22 protein-coding genes, 5 tRNA genes and 1 other RNA gene are annotated in these 24,049 nt (G+C 54.4%); 4 read left to right on the top strand and 24 right to left on the bottom strand.

All coding sequences use genetic code 11. The features are described 5' to 3' along the window. Positions 1-204 precede the first annotated feature (204 nt). A complete protein-coding gene (locus ACVV26_RS07695; RefSeq protein ID WP_474800810.1) occupies positions 205-693 on the top strand; it encodes a protein YbgS in 489 nt (162 codons plus the stop codon). Positions 694-789: 96 nt separating this feature from the next. Then, on the top strand, positions 790-1,734 hold the full coding sequence (gene zitB, locus ACVV26_RS07690) for a CDF family zinc transporter ZitB (RefSeq protein ID WP_474800809.1): 945 nt from the start codon (positions 790-792) through the stop codon (positions 1,732-1,734). Here the strand turns inward: zitB and pnuC are convergent. Together pnuC and nadA are read right to left on the bottom strand one after the other, a co-directional pair. Beyond that, complete coding sequence (gene pnuC, locus ACVV26_RS07685; RefSeq protein ID WP_474800808.1) at positions 1,731-2,447, bottom strand: nicotinamide riboside transporter PnuC; 717 nt, start codon at positions 2,445-2,447, stop codon at positions 1,731-1,733. The genes zitB and pnuC overlap by 4 nt on opposite strands. A gap of 46 nt (positions 2,448-2,493) precedes the next feature. Continuing rightward, entirely contained in the window at positions 2,494-3,537 is a 1,044-nt protein-coding gene (gene nadA / locus ACVV26_RS07680; protein WP_474801781.1) for a quinolinate synthase NadA, read from the bottom strand. Positions 3,538-3,900: 363 nt separating this feature from the next. Here nadA and ACVV26_RS07675 point away from each other — a divergent pair, with 363 nt between their 5' ends. Then, positions 3,901-4,461 (top strand): Ail/Lom family outer membrane beta-barrel protein, encoded by a 561-nt coding sequence (locus ACVV26_RS07675; protein ID WP_474800807.1) that lies wholly within the window; start codon positions 3,901-3,903, stop codon positions 4,459-4,461. Between the two features lie 55 nt (positions 4,462-4,516). Here ACVV26_RS07675 and ACVV26_RS07670 read toward each other — a convergent pair. The 19 genes from ACVV26_RS07670 to mngA form a co-directional block, all read right to left on the bottom strand. Further along, positions 4,517-4,641: non-coding RNA, RtT sRNA (locus ACVV26_RS07670), on the bottom strand. 30 nt (positions 4,642-4,671) lie between these two features. Then, positions 4,672-4,747, bottom strand: a tRNA-Lys gene (locus tag ACVV26_RS07665). A gap of 34 nt (positions 4,748-4,781) precedes the next feature. After that, positions 4,782-4,857, bottom strand: a tRNA-Lys gene (locus tag ACVV26_RS07660). Positions 4,858-4,995: 138 nt separating this feature from the next. Beyond that, a tRNA-Lys gene (locus ACVV26_RS07655) sits at positions 4,996-5,071 on the bottom strand. Between the two features lie 3 nt (positions 5,072-5,074). Next, positions 5,075-5,150: transfer RNA gene (locus ACVV26_RS07650), tRNA-Val, on the bottom strand. Positions 5,151-5,276: 126 nt separating this feature from the next. Further along, a tRNA-Lys gene (locus tag ACVV26_RS07645) sits at positions 5,277-5,352 on the bottom strand. A 159-nt stretch (positions 5,353-5,511) separates the two neighbouring features. Then, positions 5,512-6,312, bottom strand: coding sequence for a cell division protein CpoB (gene cpoB, locus ACVV26_RS07640; protein ID WP_312984221.1), 801 nt, complete (start codon positions 6,310-6,312; stop codon positions 5,512-5,514). A gap of 9 nt (positions 6,313-6,321) precedes the next feature. Then, positions 6,322-6,846 carry a peptidoglycan-associated lipoprotein Pal gene (gene pal, locus ACVV26_RS07635; protein ID WP_161659777.1) on the bottom strand — a complete coding sequence of 175 codons (525 nt, stop codon included), beginning with the start codon at positions 6,844-6,846 and terminating at the stop codon, positions 6,322-6,324. Between the two features lie 34 nt (positions 6,847-6,880). Next, positions 6,881-8,173, bottom strand: coding sequence for a Tol-Pal system beta propeller repeat protein TolB (gene tolB / locus ACVV26_RS07630; RefSeq protein ID WP_312984223.1), 1,293 nt, complete (start codon positions 8,171-8,173; stop codon positions 6,881-6,883). Positions 8,174-8,305: 132 nt separating this feature from the next. Then, positions 8,306-9,568: a cell envelope integrity protein TolA gene (tolA, locus tag ACVV26_RS07625; RefSeq protein ID WP_474800806.1), complete on the bottom strand. Its 1,263-nt coding sequence runs from the start codon at positions 9,566-9,568 to the stop codon at positions 8,306-8,308. A 39-nt stretch (positions 9,569-9,607) separates the two neighbouring features. Continuing rightward, complete coding sequence (gene tolR / locus ACVV26_RS07620) at positions 9,608-10,036, bottom strand: colicin uptake protein TolR (RefSeq protein WP_312984226.1); 429 nt, start codon at positions 10,034-10,036, stop codon at positions 9,608-9,610. A gap of 3 nt (positions 10,037-10,039) precedes the next feature. Beyond that, entirely contained in the window at positions 10,040-10,732 is a 693-nt protein-coding gene (tolQ, locus tag ACVV26_RS07615) for a Tol-Pal system protein TolQ (RefSeq protein ID WP_144129014.1), read from the bottom strand. Next, positions 10,729-11,133: a tol-pal system-associated acyl-CoA thioesterase gene (gene ybgC, locus ACVV26_RS07610; protein WP_125294501.1), complete on the bottom strand. Its 405-nt coding sequence runs from the start codon at positions 11,131-11,133 to the stop codon at positions 10,729-10,731. Before ybgC ends, tolQ begins: the two co-directional genes overlap by 4 nt. Positions 11,134-11,267: 134 nt before the next feature. Further along, positions 11,268-11,561, bottom strand: a complete 294-nt coding sequence (gene ybgE, locus ACVV26_RS07605) for a cyd operon protein YbgE (protein ID WP_125294502.1) — start codon at positions 11,559-11,561, stop codon at positions 11,268-11,270. Further along, the gene (gene cydX / locus ACVV26_RS07600) at positions 11,561-11,674 is read right to left on the bottom strand and encodes a cytochrome bd-I oxidase subunit CydX (protein WP_064718024.1); all 114 of its coding nucleotides are present in this window, start codon (positions 11,672-11,674) and stop codon (positions 11,561-11,563) included. The genes ybgE and cydX overlap by 1 nt, the downstream gene beginning before the upstream one ends. Positions 11,675-11,687: 13 nt before the next feature. Then, positions 11,688-12,827 (bottom strand): cytochrome d ubiquinol oxidase subunit II, encoded by a 1,140-nt coding sequence (cydB, locus tag ACVV26_RS07595; RefSeq protein ID WP_312984230.1) that lies wholly within the window; start codon positions 12,825-12,827, stop codon positions 11,688-11,690. Between the two features lie 15 nt (positions 12,828-12,842). Continuing rightward, complete coding sequence (cydA, locus tag ACVV26_RS07590) at positions 12,843-14,444, bottom strand: cytochrome ubiquinol oxidase subunit I (protein ID WP_474800805.1); 1,602 nt, start codon at positions 14,442-14,444, stop codon at positions 12,843-12,845. Positions 14,445-15,106: 662 nt separating this feature from the next. Further along, entirely contained in the window at positions 15,107-17,746 is a 2,640-nt protein-coding gene (gene mngB / locus ACVV26_RS07585; protein ID WP_474800804.1) for a mannosylglycerate hydrolase, read from the bottom strand. Between the two features lie 12 nt (positions 17,747-17,758). Further along, on the bottom strand, positions 17,759-19,681 hold the full coding sequence (gene mngA / locus ACVV26_RS07580; protein ID WP_474800803.1) for a PTS 2-O-a-mannosyl-D-glycerate transporter subunit IIABC: 1,923 nt from the start codon (positions 19,679-19,681) through the stop codon (positions 17,759-17,761). A gap of 189 nt (positions 19,682-19,870) precedes the next feature. Between mngA and ACVV26_RS07575 the strand changes: the two genes are divergently transcribed. Continuing rightward, positions 19,871-20,587, top strand: coding sequence for a GntR family transcriptional regulator (locus tag ACVV26_RS07575; protein ID WP_474800802.1), 717 nt, complete (start codon positions 19,871-19,873; stop codon positions 20,585-20,587). A gap of 82 nt (positions 20,588-20,669) precedes the next feature. Here ACVV26_RS07575 and sucD read toward each other — a convergent pair whose 3' ends face one another. The 3 genes from sucD to odhB all read right to left on the bottom strand — a co-directional run bounded on the left by sucD (position 20,670) and on the right by odhB (position 24,038). Next, on the bottom strand, positions 20,670-21,536 hold the full coding sequence (gene sucD, locus ACVV26_RS07570; protein WP_474800801.1) for a succinate--CoA ligase subunit alpha: 867 nt from the start codon (positions 21,534-21,536) through the stop codon (positions 20,670-20,672). Then, entirely contained in the window at positions 21,536-22,702 is a 1,167-nt protein-coding gene (sucC, locus tag ACVV26_RS07565) for an ADP-forming succinate--CoA ligase subunit beta (protein WP_125294508.1), read from the bottom strand. The genes sucD and sucC overlap by 1 nt, the downstream gene beginning before the upstream one ends. 109 nt (positions 22,703-22,811) lie before the next feature. Further along, positions 22,812-24,038, bottom strand: a complete 1,227-nt coding sequence (odhB, locus tag ACVV26_RS07560; protein WP_474800800.1) for a 2-oxoglutarate dehydrogenase complex dihydrolipoyllysine-residue succinyltransferase — start codon at positions 24,036-24,038, stop codon at positions 22,812-22,814. Positions 24,039-24,049 lie beyond the last annotated feature (11 nt).

Below are 24,049 nucleotides of genomic sequence, written 5' to 3'. Positions count from 1 at the left end.
ACCTAATAAACGCCAGAAAGTAGCGAAAAGCGCGATCGAGTCTACAATTTTTACTTGTAACCACTCTGTTTTTGCCTTTTTCCGAAATTGCATGCTGAGTTATTCCTGAGCTGCAAATTTTTTAACTTAGCTTCAGATTATTGCCAGCACAATCTGACGTAACGTTGGAAGAAAACTTTCCAGCACGATGACTAAAACAGGAGCATGACGATGAACAAACTGACTGCATTGATTCTTAGCGCAACGCTCTCTTTAGCCAGTGGCGCGGCGCTAGCCGCAGAAACGAACGCCAACTCCACTGATAATAACGGCCCGGCCAACGCCGCTGCCAGCGCAGGAGTAGGTACACCGGAAGCGAACCAAAATATCGCTCCGAAAGGTGTTGATAGCAATGACATCAATACCGGCAATAAAAACATGAGCAACTCAGGGACCACCGGCACCAATATGGGGGCTTCCGGCACTGGCACCGGCACCGGCACCGGCACCACCGGTACTGGCACAGGCGGCACCATGCTGCATCCTGACACCAGCAACACCAACAGTGCCACGTCCACCGGCCCAAATTCAGCCGATGAGATCCATAAAAATACCCAGTGTAAGGACGGTAAATGTCCTGACATCAACGACAAAGTCGAAACCGGTCAGGGTGGCGACAACGTCAACCCTAACACTGACGGTACGACTCACTAATTAATAGTGAATGAGACAAAGGAGAGCTTCCGCTCTCCTTTATTTTTGGTAACTTAACCTGATCATTCATGGATGCTAACAAGAAATCAGGTAGCTATGGCCCACTCACATTCGCATTCTCATTCACCCGCTTCCGAAAATAACGGTAACAGCAAAAGGCTGTTGGCCGCCTTTGTGGTTACCGCAGCTTTTATGGTGCTGGAAGTCATCGGCGGTTTGATTTCCGGCTCCCTGGCCCTGCTCGCTGATGCCGGACATATGCTCACCGATGCCGCCGCGCTGCTGTTTGCCTTTCTCGCCGTGTATTTCGCCCGTCGTCCACCGAATAACCAGCATACTTTCGGTTGGCTGCGCCTGACGACGCTTGCCGCGTTTATTAATGCTATCGCGCTGGTGCTGATCACCGTGCTGATCGTGTACGAGGCGTTTGTACGTTTCTGGCATCCGCAACCGGTCGCCGGGAAAACGATGATGGTCATCGCCGTCGCGGGGCTGTTTGCCAATCTTATGGCGTTCTGGATACTGCACCGGGGCAGTGAAGAGAAAAACATGAACGTCCGCGCTGCGGCGCTGCATGTACTGGGGGATTTACTGGGTTCAGTGGGCGCGATTATTGCCGCGTTGGTGATCCTGTGGACCGGCTGGACGCCTGTCGACCCGATTTTATCGGTGCTGGTTTCCTGCCTGGTTTTGCGCAGCGCGTGGCGTTTATTGAAGGAGAGCGTAAACGAACTGCTGGAAGGCGCGCCGAAAGCGCTGGATATCGCAGCGCTGAAGCGCAACCTTAGCCGTTCGATTCCTGAAGTACGCGACGTGCATCATGTACATATCTGGCTGGTGGGAGAAAAACCGGTCATGACGCTGCATGTTCAGGTGATACCGCCCCACGATCACGACGCGCTGTTAGGCCGCATCCATCACTTCCTTGAGCATGAATACCACGTGGAACACGCCACGGTGCAGATGGAATACCAGCCCTGCAACGGGCCGGATTGCCATCTTTACCAGTCAACGCCTGACGCGCATCACCATCATCATTAATTCAGCGCCCGTGAGCCATGCTCGCGGGCCGATTTAATCCACATCCGGCTGCCATTCAGCGCGATAAACGTCAGGATCAGGTATTCCAGCGACATCGCCAGTACACCCTGTAACGCGAAAATCACGACGCTGATAACGTTGATAATGACCCACAGCAGCCAGTTTTCGACGTATTTGCGGGTCATCAGGATCATCGCAACAATCGACAACACCATCATGCAGGAATCCCAGAACGGGAAGGCGTCCGGCTGGAGTTCCGGTTGGATCACGTTCAGGCCCAGCGCCTGCATGATCGAAACCGCAACCCGGGTCAGGAATCCAAACACCGGATCGATATACACGGTCATCAAACCAATCGCTACCACACAGGCGGCCAGCCAGCCCATGGCTTTCGGCATTGGCAGCCAGCGGATTTTCAGCAGCGCTTCGTTGTTATTCGTTTGCCGTGACCAGGCATACCAGCCGTAAATGTTGGCAACGAAGAAGAAAAGTTGCAGCAGCAGGCTGGCGTACAACTGGATCTGGAAGAAAATCACCGCGAACAGCGTGACGTTAATCAGGCCGAAGAAGTAGTTGATGATTTTTTCCAGACTCGCCAGCCAGATGCACAGCAGCCCGGCAATAGTGCCAATCGCTTCAATCCATGACAGAGAATAACCGCCGGTCCCAATTGGAATGTGAACCAGGATATTCTGCACACTAAAAAAGTCCATATTTTCCCCAGAGCGTAGTGTGTTACGCGACGTTCGTTATTCGGTATTAACGACGAAGTGTAGCCGCAAAATCCAACATGCGGTTAAGCGGCACTAATGCCCCTTCCCGCAGCGCGGCATCCACATGGATCTCATGGGCGCTTCCGCCCGCTTCCAACCCTTCAGCGATGGCTTGCAGGCCGTTCATCGCCATCCACGGGCAATGGGCGCAACTACGACAGGTCGCCCCCTCTCCCGCCGTCGGCGCTTCCAGCAACTCTTTCTCCGGGCAAGCCTGCTGCATTTTGTAAAAAATGCCGCGATCGGTCGCGACGATGAGCTGCGGATGCGGCAGCGTTTTGGCAGCGGCGATAAGCTGGCTGGTTGAGCCCACCGCATCAGCCATATCGACAATCGCCTGCGGTGACTCCGGGTGAACCAGCACCGCAGCCTGCGGATATAGTGCTTTCATGCGCGCCAGCGCCTGGGTTTTAAACTCATCGTGAACGATACAGGCACCCTGCCAGCACAGAACGTCTGCGCCGGTCTGCTTCTGAACGTAGTTGCCGAGATGGCGATCCGGGGCCCAGATGATTTTTTCCCCCAGGCTATCGAGATGTTCAATCAACTCCACCGCGATACTGGACGTGACCACCCAGTCGGCGCGCGCTTTCACTGCGGCAGAGGTATTGGCATACACCACCACGGTGCGATCGGGGTGCGCATCGCAGAACGCGCTAAATTCATCAATCGGACAGCCAAGATCCAGCGAGCATTCGGCCTGAAGTGTCGGCATCAGAATAGTTTTTTCGGGGCTGAGGATTTTGGCGGTTTCTCCCATAAAACGTACACCGGCGACCAGCAATGTGGAGGCTTGATGATTTGCCCCAAAGCGCGCCATTTCCAGCGAATCCGAAATGCAGCCGCCAGTCTCTTCCGCCAGCGCCTGGATTTCCGGGTCGGTGTAGTAATGCGCCACTATCACCGCGTCGCGCTCTTTTAGCAGGCGTTTGATTTTCTCTTTATAGAAAACCTTTTCGTCACCGCTTAAAGGGCGTGGCTTAGGCGGAAACGGGTAAATGGCATCTTCGGGTCTAAACATTACGCTCATCATGCAATCTCGTTTTGCTGGCTGAACCATTTGGCGGTTACAAAGCCTGATTCCCGCATAAAATGGCAGGATTGTTTTATATGCTAAACAAGATAGCCGATTGTGCAGCAAAAGTCGTGGGGAAAATGCGCCAGTATGAAAATCAGCCATTTTCAGAGCGATGACGGGTTTATTTTGTTACCCACCATATTTGGGGATGCCTGAAAAGGCGATTTCCAGTCCTTTAAGAATGTTCTGTGTTTAAACATTTAAACATAAAAGTAACAATTTTAGCCGCCCAGGATGAGGTGGCATATTTTACTGAGTAACGGATCGGCTCATCCAGGGAAAAATATGAACGGAAAACTAAAAGGATTAACAAGAATGAAAAAGGTATCTCTGGCGATTTTACTCGCGGGCGGGATGGCAAGTGGCGCGGCACTGGCGGATAACCACACTGTTTCAGTAGGTTACGCGCAAAGCAAAGTAGAAGATTTTAAAAACATCCGTGGCGTTAATGTTCAGTACCGTTATGAATTTGATTCTCCGGTAAGCTTCCTGGGATCTTTCACCTATATGAAAGGCGATGATGACCAGAATTATTATCTCGCCTCTGACTATGTTCAAAACCACGTCGAAGCCAAATATTACTCCCTGTTGGTCGGCCCGGCTTACCGCATTAATGAATATGTTTCTCTATATGCGCTGGGCGGCGTGGCGCGTTCAAAAGCGGAAGGCAATACTACCTGGCATAATGCCGGTGATGGTTACGTAGGCCGCGACGGCATTTCTGAGAAATCCACCTCATTTGCTTATGGCGCAGGGGTGATTTTTAACCCGGTGGAAAACCTCTCGGTTAACGTCGGCTATGAAGGCACGAATGCCGACCTGGAAGGCAGCCGCTCAATCAACGGCTTTAACGTGGGCGTAGGTTACCGCTTCTGATCGGTTTACGCTGCTGCAGATAGCAAAAAAGCGCCTTTAGGGCGCTTTTTTGCACTGGTGGGTCGTGCAGGATGACTCGCTTCGCTCGCCCTTCGGGCCGTCGCCGCAAGCGGCTCCGTTGTCTCACTTCGTTCGACCCGAACCTGCTGCAGGTTCGAATCTTCTGTATCGCAGATAGCAAAAAAGCGCCTTTAGGGCGCTTTTTTACATTGGTGGGTCGTGCAGGATTCGAACCTGCGACCAATTGATTAAAAGTCAACTGCTCTACCAACTGAGCTAACGACCCTTTCGGGAACTGCTGCCGCAGATTATTTTCAGAGTGGTGGGTCGTGCAGGATTCGAACCTGCGACCAATTGATTAAAAGTCAACTGCTCTACCAACTGAGCTAACGACCCATACTGGGTCACATCTGAATGCGGGTAAAACTTTATATTGGTGGGTCGTGCAGGATGACTCAGCTTCGCCTCGCCCTTCGGGCCGTTGCTGACGCAACGTTATCCTTCACGTTTTACTACTGCTATCCACCTGAATATTGGTGGGTCGTGCAGGATTCGAACCTGCGACCAATTGATTAAAAGTCAACTGCTCTACCAACTGAGCTAACGACCCAAGTGGTGGGTGATGACGGGCTCGAACCGCCGACCCCCTCCGTGTAAAGGAGATGCTCTACCAACTGAGCTAATCACCCACTGAGGTACTGATTAATGCGTAAAGTGGTGGGTCGTGCAGGATGACTCGGCTTCGCCTCGCCCTGCGGGCCGTTGCTTGCGCAACGTTATCCTTCACGTTTTGCTACTGCTATCCACCTTGATATTGGTGGGTCGTGCAGGATTCGAACCTGCGACCAATTGATTAAAAGTCAACTGCTCTACCAACTGAGCTAACGACCCACTTTTTGCCACCTCGGGTTTGTTTCATATTCCTCGGCAACGGCGGCATATATTACTGATTTCAGAATCAGGCGCAACAAAAATTTCGATATAGATCACTTAACTGCTTAAGTTTCACACGGTGAGACCAGAAAAACCGCATTCTGGTCGAACCCTGAACTATTGCATTGCACTTAAGCGTTTCTGCGCCTGTTTCGCGCCATCCGTATTGGGATACTTACTGACGACCTGCTGATACACCGCTTTGGCTTTCGCGCTGTCGCCTTTGTCCTGCATGATCAGACCCACTTTGAACATGGCGTCAGAGGCTTTCGGCGATTTCGGGTAATTTTTCACTACCGAGGCAAAATAATACGCCGCGTCGTCTTTCTTACCCTTATTGTAATTCAACTGCCCCAGCCAATAGTTCGCGTTCGGCTGGTAGGTTGAATCCGGGTACTTCTTCACGAAGTTCTGGAATGCCGCAATCGCGTCATCCTGGCGCGATTTATCCTGCACCAGTGCGATGGCCGCATTGTAGTCGGTATTCGCGTCACCGCTCTGTACTGGCGCGCCTGTGCTGGCGGCTGGCGCGTTTGCTGCGCCATCGCCTGAAGGCGCGGCAGTGTTGTTCTGCGCGCTGGTATCGCCGGACTGCGCAGCAGCGCCGCCGTTACTGAGGCTATCGATTTGCAATAACAGCTGCTTCTGGCGCTCCACAACCTGATTCAACTGATACTGGCTTTCCTGAATCTGACCGCGCAGGGAGTCAATATCGTTCTGGTTATCGGAGAGTTGCTGCTGGAGTTGCGTTAAAAGCTGACTGTGAGCGTTAGAAATACGCTCAAGTTGCGTGACCCGGTCTTCAACCGAGCCTGAGCCGACACTACTGATTGGCGCCTGAGCAAAAGCGGCCCAGGGGGCCGCTATGCCAACCAGTAACGACAGACTCATCAGATGACGTCTGAAGTTACTGCTCATGCGATTCTCTTAGTAAACCAGTACGGCACGACGGTTTTTAGCGTAAGCCGCTTCGTCGTGACCCAGTACTGCAGGTTTTTCTTTACCGTAAGAAACGATGGAGATCTGATCAGCAGAAACGCCTTTACCCTGCAGGTACATCTTAACGGCGTTAGCACGACGTTCACCCAGGGAGATGTTGTACTCAGGAGTACCACGTTCGTCCGCATGACCTTCTACGGTGACTTTGTAAGACGGGTTACTACGCAGGAAGTTAGCGTGAGCATCCAGCATTGCAGCGAAGTCAGAACGGATGTCGTACTTATCCAGATCGAAGTAAACGATGTTGTTCTGCTGCAGCTGCTGCATTTGCAGGCGCGCTTGCTCTTCAGAAGACATATTGCCGCTGCCGTTAGCGTCCATACCAGTGCCGGCGCCGTTCAGCATGCCGCCTTCGCTGCCATCGTTGCTTGCGTTCTTGTTAGAAGAACACGCTGCGATTGCCATTACAGGCAGAGCGATCATCAGCCCTTTCAGCACTTTGTTCAGTTGCATTTCAATGATTCCTTTAGTAATCAATTAATTATTATTACAGATACGGCGACCAGGCAGGGAATTTGACCTGTCCATCAGTAGCCGGAAGACGCGCTTTGAAACGCCCATCTGTTGAAACCAAATTCAGCACAGATCCCATCCCCTGAGAAGAGCTGTAGATTACCATCGTGCCGTTAGGTGCCAGACTTGGCGTTTCATCCAGGAACGTTGACGACAGTGTTTGTACGCCACCCGTTACCAGATCCTGTTTAGCAATGTGCTGAGCGCCACCGTTGGAGCTCACCATCACCATAAATTTACCGTCTGCGCTCACGTCAGCGTCCTGGTTCTGAGAACCTTCCCAGGTTACGCGCTGCGGCGCGCCGCCGTTAACGTTAACTTTATACACTTGCGGACGGCCTGCCTGGTCAGAGGTATAGGCCAGCGTCTGGCTATCCGGGAACCAGGTCGGTTCAGTGTTGTTGCTGCGGCCATCGGTGACCTGACGGATCTGGCCGGAACCGATGTCCATCACATACAGGTTCAGGCTACCGGTTTTAGACAGCGCGAACGCCAGTTTAGAACCGTCCGGCGAGAAGGCTGGCGCACCGTTGTGGCGTGGGAACGACGCAACCTGACGCACCGCGCCGTTGGCCAGCGTCTGGATAACCAGCGCGGAACGACCGCTTTCGAAAGTTACATAAGCAACTTTAGAGCCGTCCGGCGACCATGCTGGCGACATCAGCGGCTGAGGTGAACGGTGAACCACGAACTGATTGTAACCGTCGTAGTCAGACACACGCAGTTCATACGGGAACTGACCGCCGTTAGTCTGTACAACGTAGGCGATACGGGTACGGAACGCGCCCTTAATGCCGGTCAGCTTTTCGAACACTTCGTCACTCGCCGTGTGGCCTGCATAGCGCAGCCACTGCTTGTTCACTTTGTAAGAGTTCTGAGCCAGAACGGTACCTGGCGCGCCCGAGGTATCTACCAGTTGATAGGCCACTGTGTAGCTGCCGTCACCGTTCGGAGTGACCTGCCCTACCACGACGGCATCAATACCCAGCGCAGTCCATGCAGCAGGTTGAACTTCCTGTGCGGAACCCGGCTGCTGCGGCAGACGTGAACGATCTAACGGGTTAAATTTACCGCTGTTGCGAAGGTCGGCCGCGACAATGCCGCCAATGTCTTCTGGCGCTGCGCCTGGGCCTGCCCATTTAAAAGGAGCAACACCAATCGGACGCGCGGAATCTACCCCCTGGGTAATTTCAATGCGCACTTCTGCATGCAGCACCGCTGCCCACAGCATCAGAAAACCAAATGCTACTCGTAATGCCTGCTTCATCATTTCTCCCTTACCTGGACGCAACGTCCACGATAATTTAGCAGAATGTTAACAAACCCAAAAACACAAGACGGCTCAAACACTAATTCTTAGCTTAGTGAACATATCCCCGTTTTCACGGGGATAATAGTACTAAGGTTTAAAGTCCAGCGGAGCATTTTTAAACACTTCATAGACATCCTGGCTCGGTGGTTTCGGGATTTTCGCCAGCCTTGCCGCTGCAACAGCAGCCTGGCATAGCGCCGCATCCCCACCTTCTGATTTGATATCAAGCAATAAGCCATCAGGAGCCAGTTTTATCCGTAAGGTACAGACTTTACCGGCGAAAGAAGGATCGTTATAAAACTTACTTTCGATCGCAGACTTTATTTGCCCTGCATAATTGCTGATATCAGCGCCAGACGCGCCATTAGCTTTATTATTTCCTTTACCGGCGGCCGATGCGGTATTTCCTTTAGCTCCACCCCCGGTTTTCGGCGCATTCTTACCTGAGCTTAAATCGCCGAACAGGTCGTCAACGTCAGCCGCTTTCGCCGCAGCGGCTTTTTCTGCTGCGGCCTTGGCTGCTGCCGCTTTTTTCTCGGCAGCGGCTTTTTCAGACGCTGCTTTCTTGTCCGCCGCCGCTTTGGCCGCTGCGGCTTTTTCAGCGGCGGCCTTTTCAGCCGCCGCTTTCTCTGCGGCAGCTTGTTTCGCGGCTTCGGCTTGCGCTTTCTTCTCGGCGTCAGCGGCGGCTTTCGCGGCTGCCGCTTGCGCTTTTTTCTCCGCGTCGGCGGCTGCTTTTGCGGCTTCGGCCTCCGCTTTCTTCTTCGCATCAGCTGCGGCTTTCGCTGCTTCGGCTTCCGCTTGTTTCTTCGCGGCGGCGGCAGCTTTCGCTGCATCCTCCTGCGCTTTCCTGGCAGCATCTGCGGCGGCTTTAGCCTGGGCGTCCGCCTGCGCTTTGGCATCGGCTGCCGCTTTCGCTGCGGCGGCTTCGGCCTGCTTCTGCTGTTCCTGGGCGCGTTTCGCGGCTTCTTCAGCCTGTTTCTGCTGTTCAGCCTGCTCGCGGGCGTTTTCCTGCGCCTGCAAGCGCTCTTTTTCCAGCTCCTTCAACCGCTGCTGTTCAGCCGCCTGCTTTTCACGTAATTCTTCAGCCTGCTGCTGGGCTTGCTTTTCACGCTGTTCAGCGGCCTGCTTCGCGCTGGCGCGCTGCTCCTGCTCGCGATTGTACTGATTTACCACGGCACCCGGATCGACCATAACAGCATCAATTGCCGAGCCGCCGCCACCGCCTGCGCTGGCGTCAATGTTTTCGTCAAACGAGCTCCAAATCAGTATTGCAATCAGGATGATATGCAGCACCACTGAAATGATTATCGCCCGTCTCAGCTTGTCGTTCTGTTCGGTTGCCTTTGACACTCTCGGTTCCCAAAAACTTTTCGCCTGTTAAGCGGATTTTCAGATAGGCTGCGTCATTAAGCCCACAGACTTAACACCCGCCTGATGCAACAGGTTCAGCGCTTTGATGATTTCATCATAAGGGACCTCTTTCGCCCCCCCGATAAGGAAGACCGTTTTCGGATTCGCCTGCAGACGGCGTTGCGCTTCGGCAATCACCTGCTCGGAAGGCAACTGGTCTAAACGATCTTTTTCAACCACCACGCTGTACTGCCCTACCCCGGACACTTCGATAATGACCGGCGGATCGTCATTGGTGCTGACGGTTTGTGAATCCATCGCATCCGGCAAATCGACTTCCACGCTCTGGGTGATGATTGGCGCTGTGGCCATAAAAATCAGCAACAGCACTAGCAGCACGTCCAGCAGCGGAACGATATTAATTTCGGACTTCAGTTCGCGACGACCCCGTCCACGAGTTCTGGCCATGGCTTACCCCTTGGTGCTCTCTGGGTTTGCGAATGCCTGACGGTGCAGGATCGCCGTGAACTCTTCCATAAAGTTGTCGTAGTTCAGTTCCAGTTTGTTAACACGCTGATTAAGGCGGTTGTATGCCATAACCGCTGGGATCGCGGCAAACAGACCAATCGCGGTGGCGATCAGCGCTTCCGCGATACCTGGCGCAACCATCTGCAACGTGGCCTGTTTCACCGCGCCCAGCGCGATAAAGGCGTGCATAATCCCCCACACGGTGCCGAACAGACCGATATACGGGCTGATAGAACCGACCGTGCCGAGGAAAGGAATATGGGTTTCCAGGGTTTCCAGTTCGCGGTTCATCGAAATACGCATCGCGCGCGATGCCCCTTCGACAATGGCTTCCGGTGCATGGCTGTTAGCGCGATGCAGACGGGCGAACTCTTTAAACCCGGCATAGAAAATCTGCTCGGAACCCGCCAGATTTTCGCGGCGTCCCTGGCTTTCCTGATACAGACGGGAGAGCTCGATGCCCGACCAGAATTTATCTTCAAACGCTTCCGCTTCACGCGTTGCGGCATTGAGGATACGCGTTCGCTGAATAATGATGGCCCAGGATGCAATGGAAAAACCAATCAAAATCAACATGATAAATTTGACCAGAAGGCTCGCCTTCAGGAACAAATCAAGGATATTCATGTCAGTCACTGCTTGAACTCCGCGACAATAGACTTGGGAAGCGCACGAGGCTTCATTAAGAGTGGATCAACACAGACGATCAGCACCTCAGCTTCATTGAGGGTTTGTTGTTCTGCATTGACGATCCGTTGCGTGAAAACCAGAGATGTTCCACGCATCGACGTAATTTCAGTTTGAATTTCGAGCATATCGTCGAGTCGGGCAGGCGCAAAATACTCCAGCGTCATCTTGCGTACCACGAAGGCCACACGCTCCGCCATTAGTTCTTGCTGACTAAAGTGGTGGTGGCGCAGCATCTCTGTGCGTGCTCTTTCATAAAAAGCGACGTAACTGGCGTGGTAAACCACACCACCGGCGTCGGTGTCTTCGTAATAGACACGAACCGGCCATCGAAACAGCGTTGTGCTCACTCTACATCCCGGTAATGCAAATAAACGTTGCTACTATACGCAAGAGAAAGGGGGTTTGGAATGGGTAGAGGTAAAGGGTAAGTAAAAATTTATGGGCTTGTGAAAGCCCATAATTCATAACGGTGAAATCGTGTTCAGAGGAAGAAAAACGCCAGACCGGCAATGAGCACGATATCAGCGAGCAGCGGGCAAAACAGCGCTTGCCAGTGGATGGCGCGCGGACGGAAACCGACGCCGTGGATCACCCCGGCGCACACTGCCCACATCAGCAGCAGCCCGTGCCAGACGGTCAAGTCGCTGGTTTTAGCCGCGAAACGCGACGGGTCCCAAAACATACATCCCGCCAGCACTAATGCCATCACTAAGGAAAGGGCCCGTAGCGGGCCCTTATCCATTACCGCATACAGCTGCGCGATAATTTTACTCATCAGTGTTCTTCTTTACCGAGCTTAGCGGCTTCGACATGCTCCAGCGCCAGCGCGGTAATTACACCAAACGCACAGGCAAGAAGCGTGCCGAGAATCCATGCAAAGTACCACATAATCAGCTCCTTACTAGTACAGAGAGGTTGAGTTGGATTCGATGTGCTCTTTCGTGATGCGGCCAAACATCTTCCAGTAACACCAGCTGGTGTAGAGAAGAATAATCGGTACAAACACGATAGCCACATAGGTCATCACGGTCAGCGTCAGCTGGCTGGAAGTCGCATCCCACATGGTCAGGCTGGCGTTCAGCATTTCGCTGGACGGCATCACGAACGGGAACATCGCGATACCTGCAGTCAGGATCACACAGGCCAGCGTCAAAGAGGAGAACACAAACGCCAGCGCGCCTTTCTCCGCACGGGACATCAGTACGGTCAGCAGCGGCAGCAGCACACCCAGCAGCGGAATCACCCACAGAATCGGCGCGTTGTTGAAGTTCACCAGCCAGGCACCGGCTTCACGCACAACTTCTTTGGTCAGCGGGTTGGAATAGGCATGATGATCCAGGGTCGAGGTCACAACGTAACCGTCGATACCGAACACAACCCATACGCCAGCCAGTGCGAAGCACACCATCATCACCAGCGCAGCAACCTGCGCCGTTGCGCGGCTACGCAGATGGATTTCACCCACGGTACGCATTTGCAGATAGGTTGCGCCCTGGGCGATGATCATCGACACGCTCACCACGCCTGCCAACAGGCCAAACGGGTTCAGCAGCTGGAAGAAATTGCCGTGGTAGGTCAAACGCAGGTACTCATCCACCGTAAACGGCACACCCTGCAGCAGGTTACCGAAGGCCACGCCAATCACCAGCGGCGGAACGAAGCTACCAATGAAGATGCCCCAGTCCCACATGTTGCGCCAGCGGGTGTCTTCAATCTTGGAGCGGTAGTCAAAACCGACCGGACGGAAGAACAAAGACGCCAGTACCAGAATCATCGCCACATAAAAGCCGGAGAACGCGGCGGCGTACACCATCGGCCACGCGGCAAACAGCGCGCCGCCTGCGGTGATGAGCCATACCTGGTTACCGTCCCAGTGCGGCGCGATGGAGTTGATCATAATACGACGTTCGGTGTCGTTACGACCCAGGAAGCGGGTCAGCATGCCGACCCCCATATCAAAACCGTCTGTCACGGCGAAGCCAATCAGCAGGACGCCAACCAGCAGCCACCAGACAAAACGCAATACTTCATAATCGATCATTTGACGTCTCCTGTCTTAGCGTGCCGGTTGAGAGTCAACAACAGACTCTTCGTATTGGCGTTGAGAACCCACAGTTGATTGCTCAAAGTGATAGCGACCGGTTTTCAGGCTGCTTGGGCCAAGGCGCGCATATTTGAACATCAGATACAGTTCCGCCACCAGGAACAGGGTATACAGGCCGCAAATCAGCACCATCGAGAAGATAATGTCGCCCGCGGTCAGGGTAGAGTTGGCGACCGCTGTCGGCAGCACTTCACCTACCGCCCAGGGTTGACGGCCATACTCCGCCACAAACCAACCGGATTCGATCGCGATCCACGGCAGCGGCAGGCCATACAGCGCCGCCTTAAGCACCCATTTTTTCTCGCCGATACGGTTGCGAATAACGGTCCAGAACGCCGCCGCGATGATGCCCAGCAGCAGAATGCCGCACGCCACCATAATACGGAACGCGAAATACAGCGGTGCAACGCGCGGGATAGAATCCTGGGTCGCCAGCTGGATTTGCTCTTCGGTCGCATCGGTTACGTTCGCGGTATAGCGCTTCAGCAGTAAGCCGTAGCCAAGATCTTTCTTCACCGCGTTGAACTGGTCGCGAACGCCCTGATCGGCAGAACCGGCGCGCAGCTCTTCCAGCAGTTGATACGCTTTCATCCCGTTACGGATACGTTCTTCATGCTGAACCAGCAGATCTTTTAGGCCGATAACCGGGGTATCCACAGAGCGCGTAGCGATAATGCCCAGCGCATACGGGATCTGGATGGCGAAGTGGTTTTCCTGTTTTTCCTGATCCGGAATACCGAACAGGGTAAAGGAAGCCGGTGCAGGTTGGGTTTCCCACTCTGCTTCAATGGCAGCCAGTTTGGTTTTCTGCACGTCGCCCATTTCATAACCGGATTCATCACCCAGTACGATAACAGACAGCACCGCAGCCATACCGAAGCTGGCGGCAATCGCAAAGGAGCGTTTAGCGAAAGCGGTATCGCGGCCTTTCAGCAGATACCAGGCGCTGATACCCAGCACGAACATCGCGCCGGCAACATAACCCGAAGCCACGGTGTGAACAAATTTCACTTGGGCAACCGGGTTCAGCACCAGTTCGGAGAAGCTAACCATCTCCATACGCATGGTTTCGAAGTTGAAATCGGAAGCGATGGGGTTTTGCATCCAACCGTTCGCGACCAGAATCCACAGCGCAGAGAGGTTAGAGCCAAGCGCCACCAGCCAGGTCACCGCCATGTGCTGCACTTTGCTTAAACGATCCCAGCCGAAGAAGAACAAACCAACAAACGTAGATTCGAGGAAGAACGCCATCAGGCCTTCGATAGCCAGCGGCGCGCCAAAAATATCGCCCACATAATGAGAATAGTAAGACCAGTTAGTCCCGAACTGGAACTCCATGGTCAAACCGGTAGCGACACCCAGAGCGAAGTTGATTGCAAACAACTTGCCCCAGAATTTGGTCATATCTTTATAAATTTGTTTGCCGGAAAGCACATAGACCGTTTCCATGATAGCCAGCAGGAACGCCATACCCAGCGTCAGCGGCACAAACAGAAAGTGATACATAGCGGTCAAGGCAAACTGTAAGCGCGACAGTTCGACTATATCTAACATCTTGACTCCTTGCTCTTTGCATGAAGACGTTGAACGCGGATGCCGTTATCGGTCCCCAAACGCATGCCCCAATACAAATATTGCTTCCATAACATCACCATTTCTCCGTCACAATGTGACAAAGAAGCGAGTAAGGTTGCAAATACGTTAATAAGAAATACAAATTGATCCCGCAAATATATTACGCCGCAATTCCCTTACAATAAACAGGTTTTTGCATAGTGTTATTTGCATTTTTCGACGGTGATCAATTTATAGCGAAAATGAGGTAGAAGCGCCAGATTGATTTGGCGCAAATTTACAAAAAACTCGCGTAACGACCAGCCGTTAAGTATTGATCTCACTCAATTTATGACATTGATGTTAATTATGTTTCACTTGAGAGACCACGGTGATCATATTGTTAATTATTTGTGCCATCGAGGCGGAACGCGTTAATCAGCGGTGATAATTTCAGGAATGGATTATTGGCTTGGGCGATCGGGTAAAAATAAATAGCGGAAAAAGGAAAGAGTGTTAAATACATCACGAAATTTTATTTAAACACCATTTTTATGGATTATTTATAACAATGAATTCACCTTGTTATCATTTAATTAACAAATTTCTTTTATATAAAAAAAGTGACGCCCGATAAATTTACCGTCAGGCGTCGCTTTTTTTTAGAAATGTGATTTTAACGTTATTTTAAATGTCCGGGACTGGCCAGGTTTTAACAGACCCGTTGTCGCGGGTTGAGAGTGCACGCCCGAATACACCACCTCGTTCATCGTCGTTTCCTGCCATTGCACAACAGGGGACGCAAACGCGAGTTGCCCTTCGCAGGTCTCATCGTGGGACGGGTTGTAAACACGCACGATCAGCGCCTCGTCATCTTCCGCTTTTTTCAGCACGCTCAACTGACACTCAACCGGCGACATCGTCATTAGCGAGTAATGCGACGGCGTGTTGAACGGCACACTGTTAAGCTTCATCGCATTCCACGGAATTTTGTTGTAGCACTGCACCGGGGTTAGCCAGGCACGGGCCTGCTGCGCGACGCCCGCCCCTGCCGCCGTTCCGCTATAGCTGAACAGACTAAAGCGGCAATGCAGCTTGCCGCGCATTTGTGAGTCAGGCACCGGCAGCTTGATGCCAGACGGGCGACCTGGACGCAGCAGTAAATCCTCTTTGCCAAGCAGCCCGACGGCGCGGAACAGCGTCAGCGCGAAGGTCTTTTGCCGCTCGCCGATGATCTCCACTTCCCGCAGCCCTTCGCTAAACAGCGCCATACCCTGGCGTTGCGACGCCAGGGCGCAGTAGTTCAGGAAATTCCATACCGGCACCGGCGCTTCCTTCCAGCCTTCCTGCTGCCAGGTTTCCATCGCGCTGTCCTTAACTGGACGCTGGATAGCGCCAAACTGGGTGTCGCATAGCACGCTGTCGCAGTGAAACGGCGTCGGGATCAGCACGCGCAGGCGATGGTCGTCGGCCTGATTATCAATGACGATTTCCACATCCACTCGCCGCTGATGGTGCGTCAGGGTGATGCGGCATTCCGCCTCCACGCGCCCGGACGCTTCACGGCGCGCCCGCTGTGCCAGATTTTGCGGCACCGCCATGACTAACCGTAACACCGCTGTGCTTTGCCAGGCTTCATGAATGACCTCGACCTGATGTTCCCCTTCGGTTGAGTTAATCACCCACTCCTCACGCGCCGGTGAATAATCATATTCATCGCCGTCGTCAGAACCGTCCTCCAGCGTCAACACCCGGTCGTATATCAGCCCGGTTTGCTTGTCGAGCATCTTCAGGGAACCGTCAGGATTGATATCAATGCGCCAGAAGCCGTTTTCCAGTAGGACATCTGTGCGTGCTGGCAACAATTTCTGTTGTCCTTTTTCTGGAATGATCTCCAGCGTCAAAAAACCCATCGCGGGCAATACCTGGCACAGTTGAATGTCGTACTCCATAAACGGCTCATAGTTGCCGTAGTGGACGATTTGCCGGTCCACCAGCCCCGGGTCGATTTCCCGTGCAGCGCGGATGAAATACTCCACCGGGTTGCCCGCGCTGTCGCGCAGTGAAAACTGCGCGGCGCGAATACGCAGCGTAGTATTTATCACTTCCTGACGCGGGTACGGCATCAGATTAAAGAAGGTGAGTTTATCGCCCTGCCCCTCGGGCATGGCATCGACGATTTTGCGCTGGGTAAAGCGCAGCAGGTTGTCCGCCATGTCTTCAGCCAGTTCAAAACGCGCCATGATTTCCCGGTGCACTTTGTCGCTACAGCAGCAGCCGATACTGTCGTGGGCGTGATTTTTTAAAATTTCTTTCCACATCTTTTCCAGCAGGCCGTGGTGATAATCAAACCCCAGATTCCAGGCGATAGCTTTCAGCGGTTCCAGCAGGTTGACGATTTTGTTCTCGATACGCGCATGGGCAATTTTGATGTCCATACGCGTTGAGCCGATGGTGCGGTGGACGCGCATATATTTGCCGTCGATAAACTCGCCCCTGAGCGTATCGAGATTGTCGCGATGCTGCTCAATCTGCTCAAACACCGTTTCAAAACGGCTCATCACAAACTCGCGTTGCGGGTAAATCTCGCGCAGTTTCGCCATCACGCTGAAAATATTTTGCTGCAACGGCATTTGATCGTGGCCGTTAGGCAACAGGATTTCTTTGGTGAATGACGCCTTTTCCAGCACGTCAAAATAACTGTCGAGCCGTTTGCGCAGCCCCGCTTCGTCATCGGGCAGATATTTGCCGATGGCGTAACCGAGCGGCAGCACCTGGGCCACCACTTCGCTCCCCTCTTCGCTCTGCCACAAAAACTCGGTTTTATCACTGCCGTGGCGCTCCGAACAGCCGCGCCAGAACATAGCGCGGGTAATGCCAAAGCCATTGAAAATGTGCGGAAGCTGGCCCGACATGCCAAAAGAGTCCGGCAGGTAGCCAATCATCATCGGCTCGCCGAATTCCCGGCAGTCGCGCAGGCCGTACATCAGGTTACGAACAATCGATTCACCCGCCACGATAGTGGTATCGGTCTGGGTATACCACGGGCCAACGATCAGTTTTCCCGCCTCGACCAGCGCTTTGACCCGCTGGCGGTTCTCCGGTTTGACTGCGAAATAATCTTCAAGGATTGCCGTCTGGCCGTCGAGCACGTAGAACGGATAGTCCGGGTCCTGTTCCAGCCGGGCGAGGATCTCCTCCATATTGTTGACCAGCAATATCCGGGACTCTTCGGTGGTGAAGTACCACTCCCGATCCCAGTGCATATGAGGCGTAATGTGAACGCGCGATACCGCTTTCATCGTGGTTTCCTTTTATTCAGTCTCAGCGCAGACGTCATACTTGCCATGCTTTACCGCATGACGACGCCAGAGCAGTAAAATCGTGGTGGAAATCGCCGTGCCGACCAGCGCCGCGCCGAACCAGCCCGCCGCCGCCATCACGCCGCCAAATCCGCCGTCGTGCAGTAAAAACAGGGAGAAGATCCCCGCGCCAGGTGTCGACAGGCCGATATGCATCGCCCCCACAATGGCACCGGTCGCCATCGACCCCAGCACGAAGGAACCAATAACCCGCAGCGGATCTTCAATCGCCATCGGGATCGCCCCCTCGGTGATGCCCGCCAGCCCCAGCAGCCAGGTGGATTTCCCGGTTTCGATTTCAAACTGTTTAAACAGACGCGGCGCAATCAGCGTCGAGGCGGTGACTGTGAATGCCGATACCATTTTTACCGACGCGAAAATGGCGTACGGGCCAAACACGCCGTTAGCCATCGCCCCCAGGCAGAACGCGTAAGAGGCTTTGTTCACCGGGCCGCCCAAATCGAATGAGCACATAAAACCGATAATCGCCCCGAGCAGCAGCGCGTTGGTGCCTGAAAGGCCGTTCAGCCACTGGGTCAGTCCGTTATTAAGCCAGGCCACCGGCCCGCCAATCACAAACAGCATCAGGCTGCCCGCCACTAACGTGCCGATCACCGGATAGAGATAAAAAGTCAGGAAGCCGTTGAACTGGCTGGACAGACGGATATGGCGTTTGACCCAGCGCATCAGATAACCGGCGATCAGGCCGCCCGCCACGCCGCCGAGGAAACCTGCGCCAATCATGTTGGCGGCGAGCCCTGCCGCAAAGCCGGGCGCTAACGCGGGCTTATCCGCCAGGGAATACGCGGTATAGGCCGCCAGCACTGGCACCATCAGCGTGCCGAGCATACCGCCACCCAGCTTGCGGTACATCCACAGCCACGAGTTCTCTAAATCAAACAGGTGCTGAAGACCGAGGATCTGCGCCAGCAGCACGGCCACCGCCAGTACCGTTCCCCCTGCCACAATCAACGGCACGGCGTAGGAAATACCGCTCATCAGCGCCTGCTTAAGCTCTGCTTTAACGCCGCGCGCGGCAGGCTGCGAAGATGCGGGGCGTTGTTTCACTGCAAGTGGCTCGAGGGCCAGCGCCTGCTGGAGCAGTTCCGGCGCGCGGCGAATCGGCTCGGCAACCGGCACGGATAAACACGGCAGATGCGCAAAGCGTTCGACTTCTTTCACCGCCACTTCTGCGGCAAAGATACAGGCGTGGGCATCATGCAGCTGTTGCGCCGTCAGCCGCCCTTCGATGCCGTTTGCCCCCTGGGTTTCGACATGTACGTTGATGCCCAGTTGGCGTCCGGCTTTTTCCAGGTATTCTGCCGCCATAAAAGTATGGGCGATGCCCGCCGGGCAGGCAGTAACGCAGACGAGGGTTGGCTTCTGCTGATCCGGCTGCGGTGCGACAGGCTCATCTTCCGGCTGCGCATTCAGCAGCGCGAATACCTGTTCCGGGCGCGTTGCCGCCAGCAGTTGCACTCGGACGTCGTCATCCACCAGCCGGGAGGTGAGCCCGGTCAGCAGTTGCATATGCGTGGTGCCCGCTTCCTGGGGCGGGATCGCCAGCAGAATAATCAGGTTCACCTGCTCATCGCCATCCACGCCTTGCCAGGCAAGCGGCTCTGCGAGGGTCGCCAGCGCAAAACTGGCAGTCGTGACTGCCGGCGATTTGCCGTGCGGCACCGCCAGCCCTTCGCCTAATGCCGTTGGGCCCTGGGCTTCGCGCGCCATCACATCAGTCAAAAACAGATCCACATCCTGTAATTTTCCCTGCTGCATCAGGCTCTCCGCCAGCTTTCGTAACGCCTGATCGCGATCGGAAAAGGTTTGACGGAGAAAAATGCAGCCAGGATGGGTTAACGCGGTCAGGTCCATACGTGCCTCGCTCAGAGTGACTCGCGGCGTCAGGTGCCGCTGTTAACTATCCTGACAGATTGGATAATACCTTTATGTGATCAATTTCAATTTAAAGACAATTTGTATTGTATTTGTATTGTTTACTATTGCTCGCAATCTGCCAGAATCGTTAAGTCGTGTGGGAATGGTATTAATTGGGAGGAGGAGATGGCGCAGAAGCCGATGTATCGCCAGATTGCGGATGCGATTGGGCAACAGATTGAACAAGGGCAGTTAAAACCCGGCGATGCGCTGCCCACTGAATCGGCATTGCAGGCGCAGTTTGGCGTCAGCCGCGTCACGGTGCGCCAGGCGCTGAAACAGCTTACCGAACAGAATGTGATTGAGAGTATCCAGGGCAGCGGCACCTATGTAAAAGAGGAGCGCGTCCATTACGATATTTACCAGCTCACCAGCTTTTACGAGAAACTGGCCGACCGGAACGTGGAAACCCACAGCGAAGTATTAACGTTCGAAGTGATTAATCCAGAGCCGCACCTCGCCGGGCAGTTGAATCTCACCGAAACCGATAAGGTATGGCACGTTAAGCGGCTGCGTTTTATTAAGCAAAAGCCAGTAACGCTGGAGGAGACCTGGATGCCGCTGGCGCTGTTCCCGGATCTCACCTGGGAAGTGATGGAAAAATCCAAATATCATTATATTGAAGCGGTAAAGAAGATGGTGATCGACCGCAGCGAGCAGGAAATTCTGGCAGTGATGCCGACTCAGGACGTGGCAAAAGCGTTGAGTATTGACCCGGCGCGCCCGACGCTTGAGAAAGTGTCACGCGGCTTTTTGAAAGACGGCAGAGTGTTTGAATACAGCCGGAATATCTTTAAGAGCGACGATTATAAATTCACCCTGGTCGCCCGGCGCCAGCATTAAAAAAGGCCACCCCAGGGCGGCCAACCATGTCGAATATTTTATTTATTATTCCGGCCCCCGCCGTAACGAGGGGCACGGTATTTTACAGAACTGCTTTCAGCGCTTCGCCGATATCAGCCAGGCTGCGAACGGTTTTCACGCCTGCCGCTTCCAGCGCAGCGAATTTCTCATCCGCCGTACCTTTACCGCCCGCGATAATCGCGCCCGCGTGTCCCATACGCTTGCCTTTCGGCGCGGTCACGCCAGCGATATAGCCGACAACCGGTTTGGTCACGTGATCTTTGATGTACGCCGCCGCTTCTTCTTCAGCGCTACCGCCGATTTCGCCGATCATCACGATCGCTTCGGTCTGCGGATCTTCCTGGAACAGTTTCAGGATGTCGATGAAGTTAGAGCCCGGGATCGGGTCGCCGCCGATGCCCACGCAGGTGGACTGGCCGAAGCCGTAATCGGTGGTCTGTTTAACCGCTTCATAGGTCAGGGTGCCAGAGCGGGATACGATGCCCACTTTGCCCGGCTTATGAATGTGGCCCGGCATGATGCCGATTTTGCATTCGCCTGGGGTAATTACGCCCGGGCAGTTCGGCCCGATCATACGCACACCTGCTTCGTCCAGCTTTACTTTCACGGTCAGCATATCCAGGGTCGGGATGCCTTCGGTGATGGTGATGATAAGCTTAATGCCTGCATCGATAGCTTCCAGGATGGAGTCTTTGCAGAACGGTGCCGGAACGTAGATAACAGAGGCGGTCGCGCCAGTGGCTTCTACCGCTTCACGCACGGTGTTAAACACCGGCAGGCCGAGGTGGGTGGTGCCGCCTTTGCCTGGCGTCACGCCGCCAACCATCTGGGTGCCGTAAGCAATCGCCTGCTCGGAGTGGAAGGTCCCCTGGCTGCCGGTAAAGCCCTGGCAGATTACCTTGGTGTTTTTATCGATTAAAACAGACATTATTTCCCCTCCACTGCGGCAACAACCTGCTGAGCTGCATCCGTCAGACTTTTCGCTGCAATAATATTCAGGCCGCTGTCAGCCAGACGCTGTGCGCCCAACTCCGCGTTGTTCCCTTCCAGACGAACCACTACCGGCACATTAACGCCCACTTCTTCTACTGCGCCGATAATACCGTCGGCAATCAGATCGCAACGGACGATACCGCCGAAAATGTTCACCAGAACGGCTTTCACTTTCTCATCGGACAGAATGATTTTGAACGCTTCGGTAACGCGCTCTTTGGTCGCACCGCCGCCCACGTCGAGGAAGTTAGCCGGTTCGCCGCCGTGCAGTTTAACGATGTCCATGGTGCCCATCGCCAGGCCTGCGCCGTTAACCATGCAGCCGATGTTGCCGTCCAGCGCCACGTAGTTCAGTTCCCACTGCGCAGCGTGTGCTTCGCGGGCATCTTCCTGGCTGTGGTCGCGCATTTCACGCAGATCCGGCTGGCGGAACAGCGCGTTGCCGTCAGCGCCCAGTTTGCCGTCGAGGCACACCAGATCGCCCTGCTTCGTGATCACCAGCGGGTTGATTTCAATCAGCGCCAGGTCGCGCTCAAGGAAAATATTCGCCAGACCCATAAAGATCTTGGTGAACTGCTGAATTTGTTTCCCTTCCAGACCCAGTTTGAACGCCAGTTCGCGTCCCTGATACGGCATCGGGCCGGTCAGCGGATCGAGCGGCATTTTGTGGATCAGGTGCGGGGTTTTCTCCGCCACGGTTTCGATTTCTACGCCGCCTTCGGTGGAGGCCATAAACACCACGCGACGGGTGCTGCGGTCAACAACCGCGCCCAGGTACAGCTCTTTATCGATATCGGTCGCGGCTTCAACCAGGATCTGGTTAACCGGCTGGCCGTTAGCGTCTGTTTGGTAGGTCACCAGGCGTTTGCCCAGCCACTGCTCAGCAAATGCGCGAATTTCTTCTTTGCTGTTAACCACTTTCACACCGCCCGCTTTACCGCGGCCGCCAGCGTGAACCTGGCATTTAACGACCCACGGGCCTGCGCCGATTTTGGACGCTGCCTCTTCTGCTTCACGCGGGGTATTACAGGCGTAACCCACCGGTGCCGGTAAGCCAGATCTGGCAAACAGTTGTTTCGCCTGATATTCGTGTAAGTTCATGTGTTCTATCCATCCTTCAGGTAAACCTGTCGCTGAATCTACGTTCAACGACAGGGCAGGTGATATTTATCAGCCCGCCAGCAACGCCAGCGGGCCTTATGCATTGGCTCTACACGTCCAACAGCAGACGGGTCGGATCTTCCAGCAGCTCTTTAATCGCCACCAGGAAGCCTACGGATTCGCGGCCATCGATCAGGCGGTGATCGTAAGAGAGCGCCAGGTACATCATCGGCAGGATCTCGACTTTACCGTCTACTGCCATCGGGCGATCTTTAATGGCGTGCATACCGAGGATCGCGCTCTGCGGCGGGTTGATGATCGGCGTAGACATCAGGGAGCCGAACACGCCGCCGTTGGTGATGGTGAAGTTACCGCCGGTCAGGTCTTCCACGGTCAGTTTGCCGTCGCGCCCTTTCACAGCCAGTTCTTTAATGCGTTTTTCGATGTCTGCCATGCCCAGCGCGTCAACGTCACGCAGCACCGGGGTCACCAGGCCGCGCGGCGTGGAAACCGCCATGCTGACGTCGAAGTAGTTGTGATACACCACGTCTTCGCCATCGATAGAGGCGTTCACTTCCGGGTAGCGTTTCAGCGCTTCAACCACAGCTTTCACGTAGAAGGACATAAAGCCCAGACGGATGCCGTGACGTTTTTCGAACGCGTCGCCGTACTGCTTACGCAGATCCATAATCGGCTTCATGTTCACTTCGTTAAACGTGGTGAGCATGGCGGTAGAGTTTTTCGCTTCCAGCAGACGCTCGGCCACACGCTTACGCAGACGGGTCATCGGCACGCGTTTTTCAGAGCGGCCAGCCAACTGCGGCTGCGGCTGTGCGCTGGCAGTGGGCTCTGGCGCTTTCTGCGCATCGGCTTTACCGGCTTTCGCCAGGTGTTTTTCTACGTCTTCACGGGTCAGACGGCCGCCGACGCCGGTGCCTTTGATGTCGCTGGCTTCCAGCGAGTGCTCCGCCAACAGGCGACGGATCGCCGGGCTGAGGGCATCGTTGTTTTGTTCTTCGAGTGAGGCCTGCTGACGCTGGGCCGGAGTCGATTCCTTCGCTTCTGCTTTCGCGCCGCTTTCTTTACCTGCGCTGTTACCTTCACGCAGGCGACCCAGGATCTGGCGAGAGGTCACGGTGGTGCCCTCTTCTTCCAGCACTGCGTCCAGAATGCCGTCCGCCGATGCCGGAACTTCCAGAACCACTTTGTCAGTTTCGATTTCTACCAGAACCTCGTCGCGGGTTACCGCATCACCCGGTTTTTTATGCCAGGTGGCGACAGTTGCATCGGCAACGGATTCAGGCAGGTCAGGGACAAGAATATCTACGCTACTCATTATTTATCCTT

It is taken from the genome of Atlantibacter sp. MEI4A-1023 (assembly GCF_056155425.1).
Note: the sequence above shows the minus strand (reverse complement) of the source record. Positions and strands in the feature narration are given on the sequence as shown.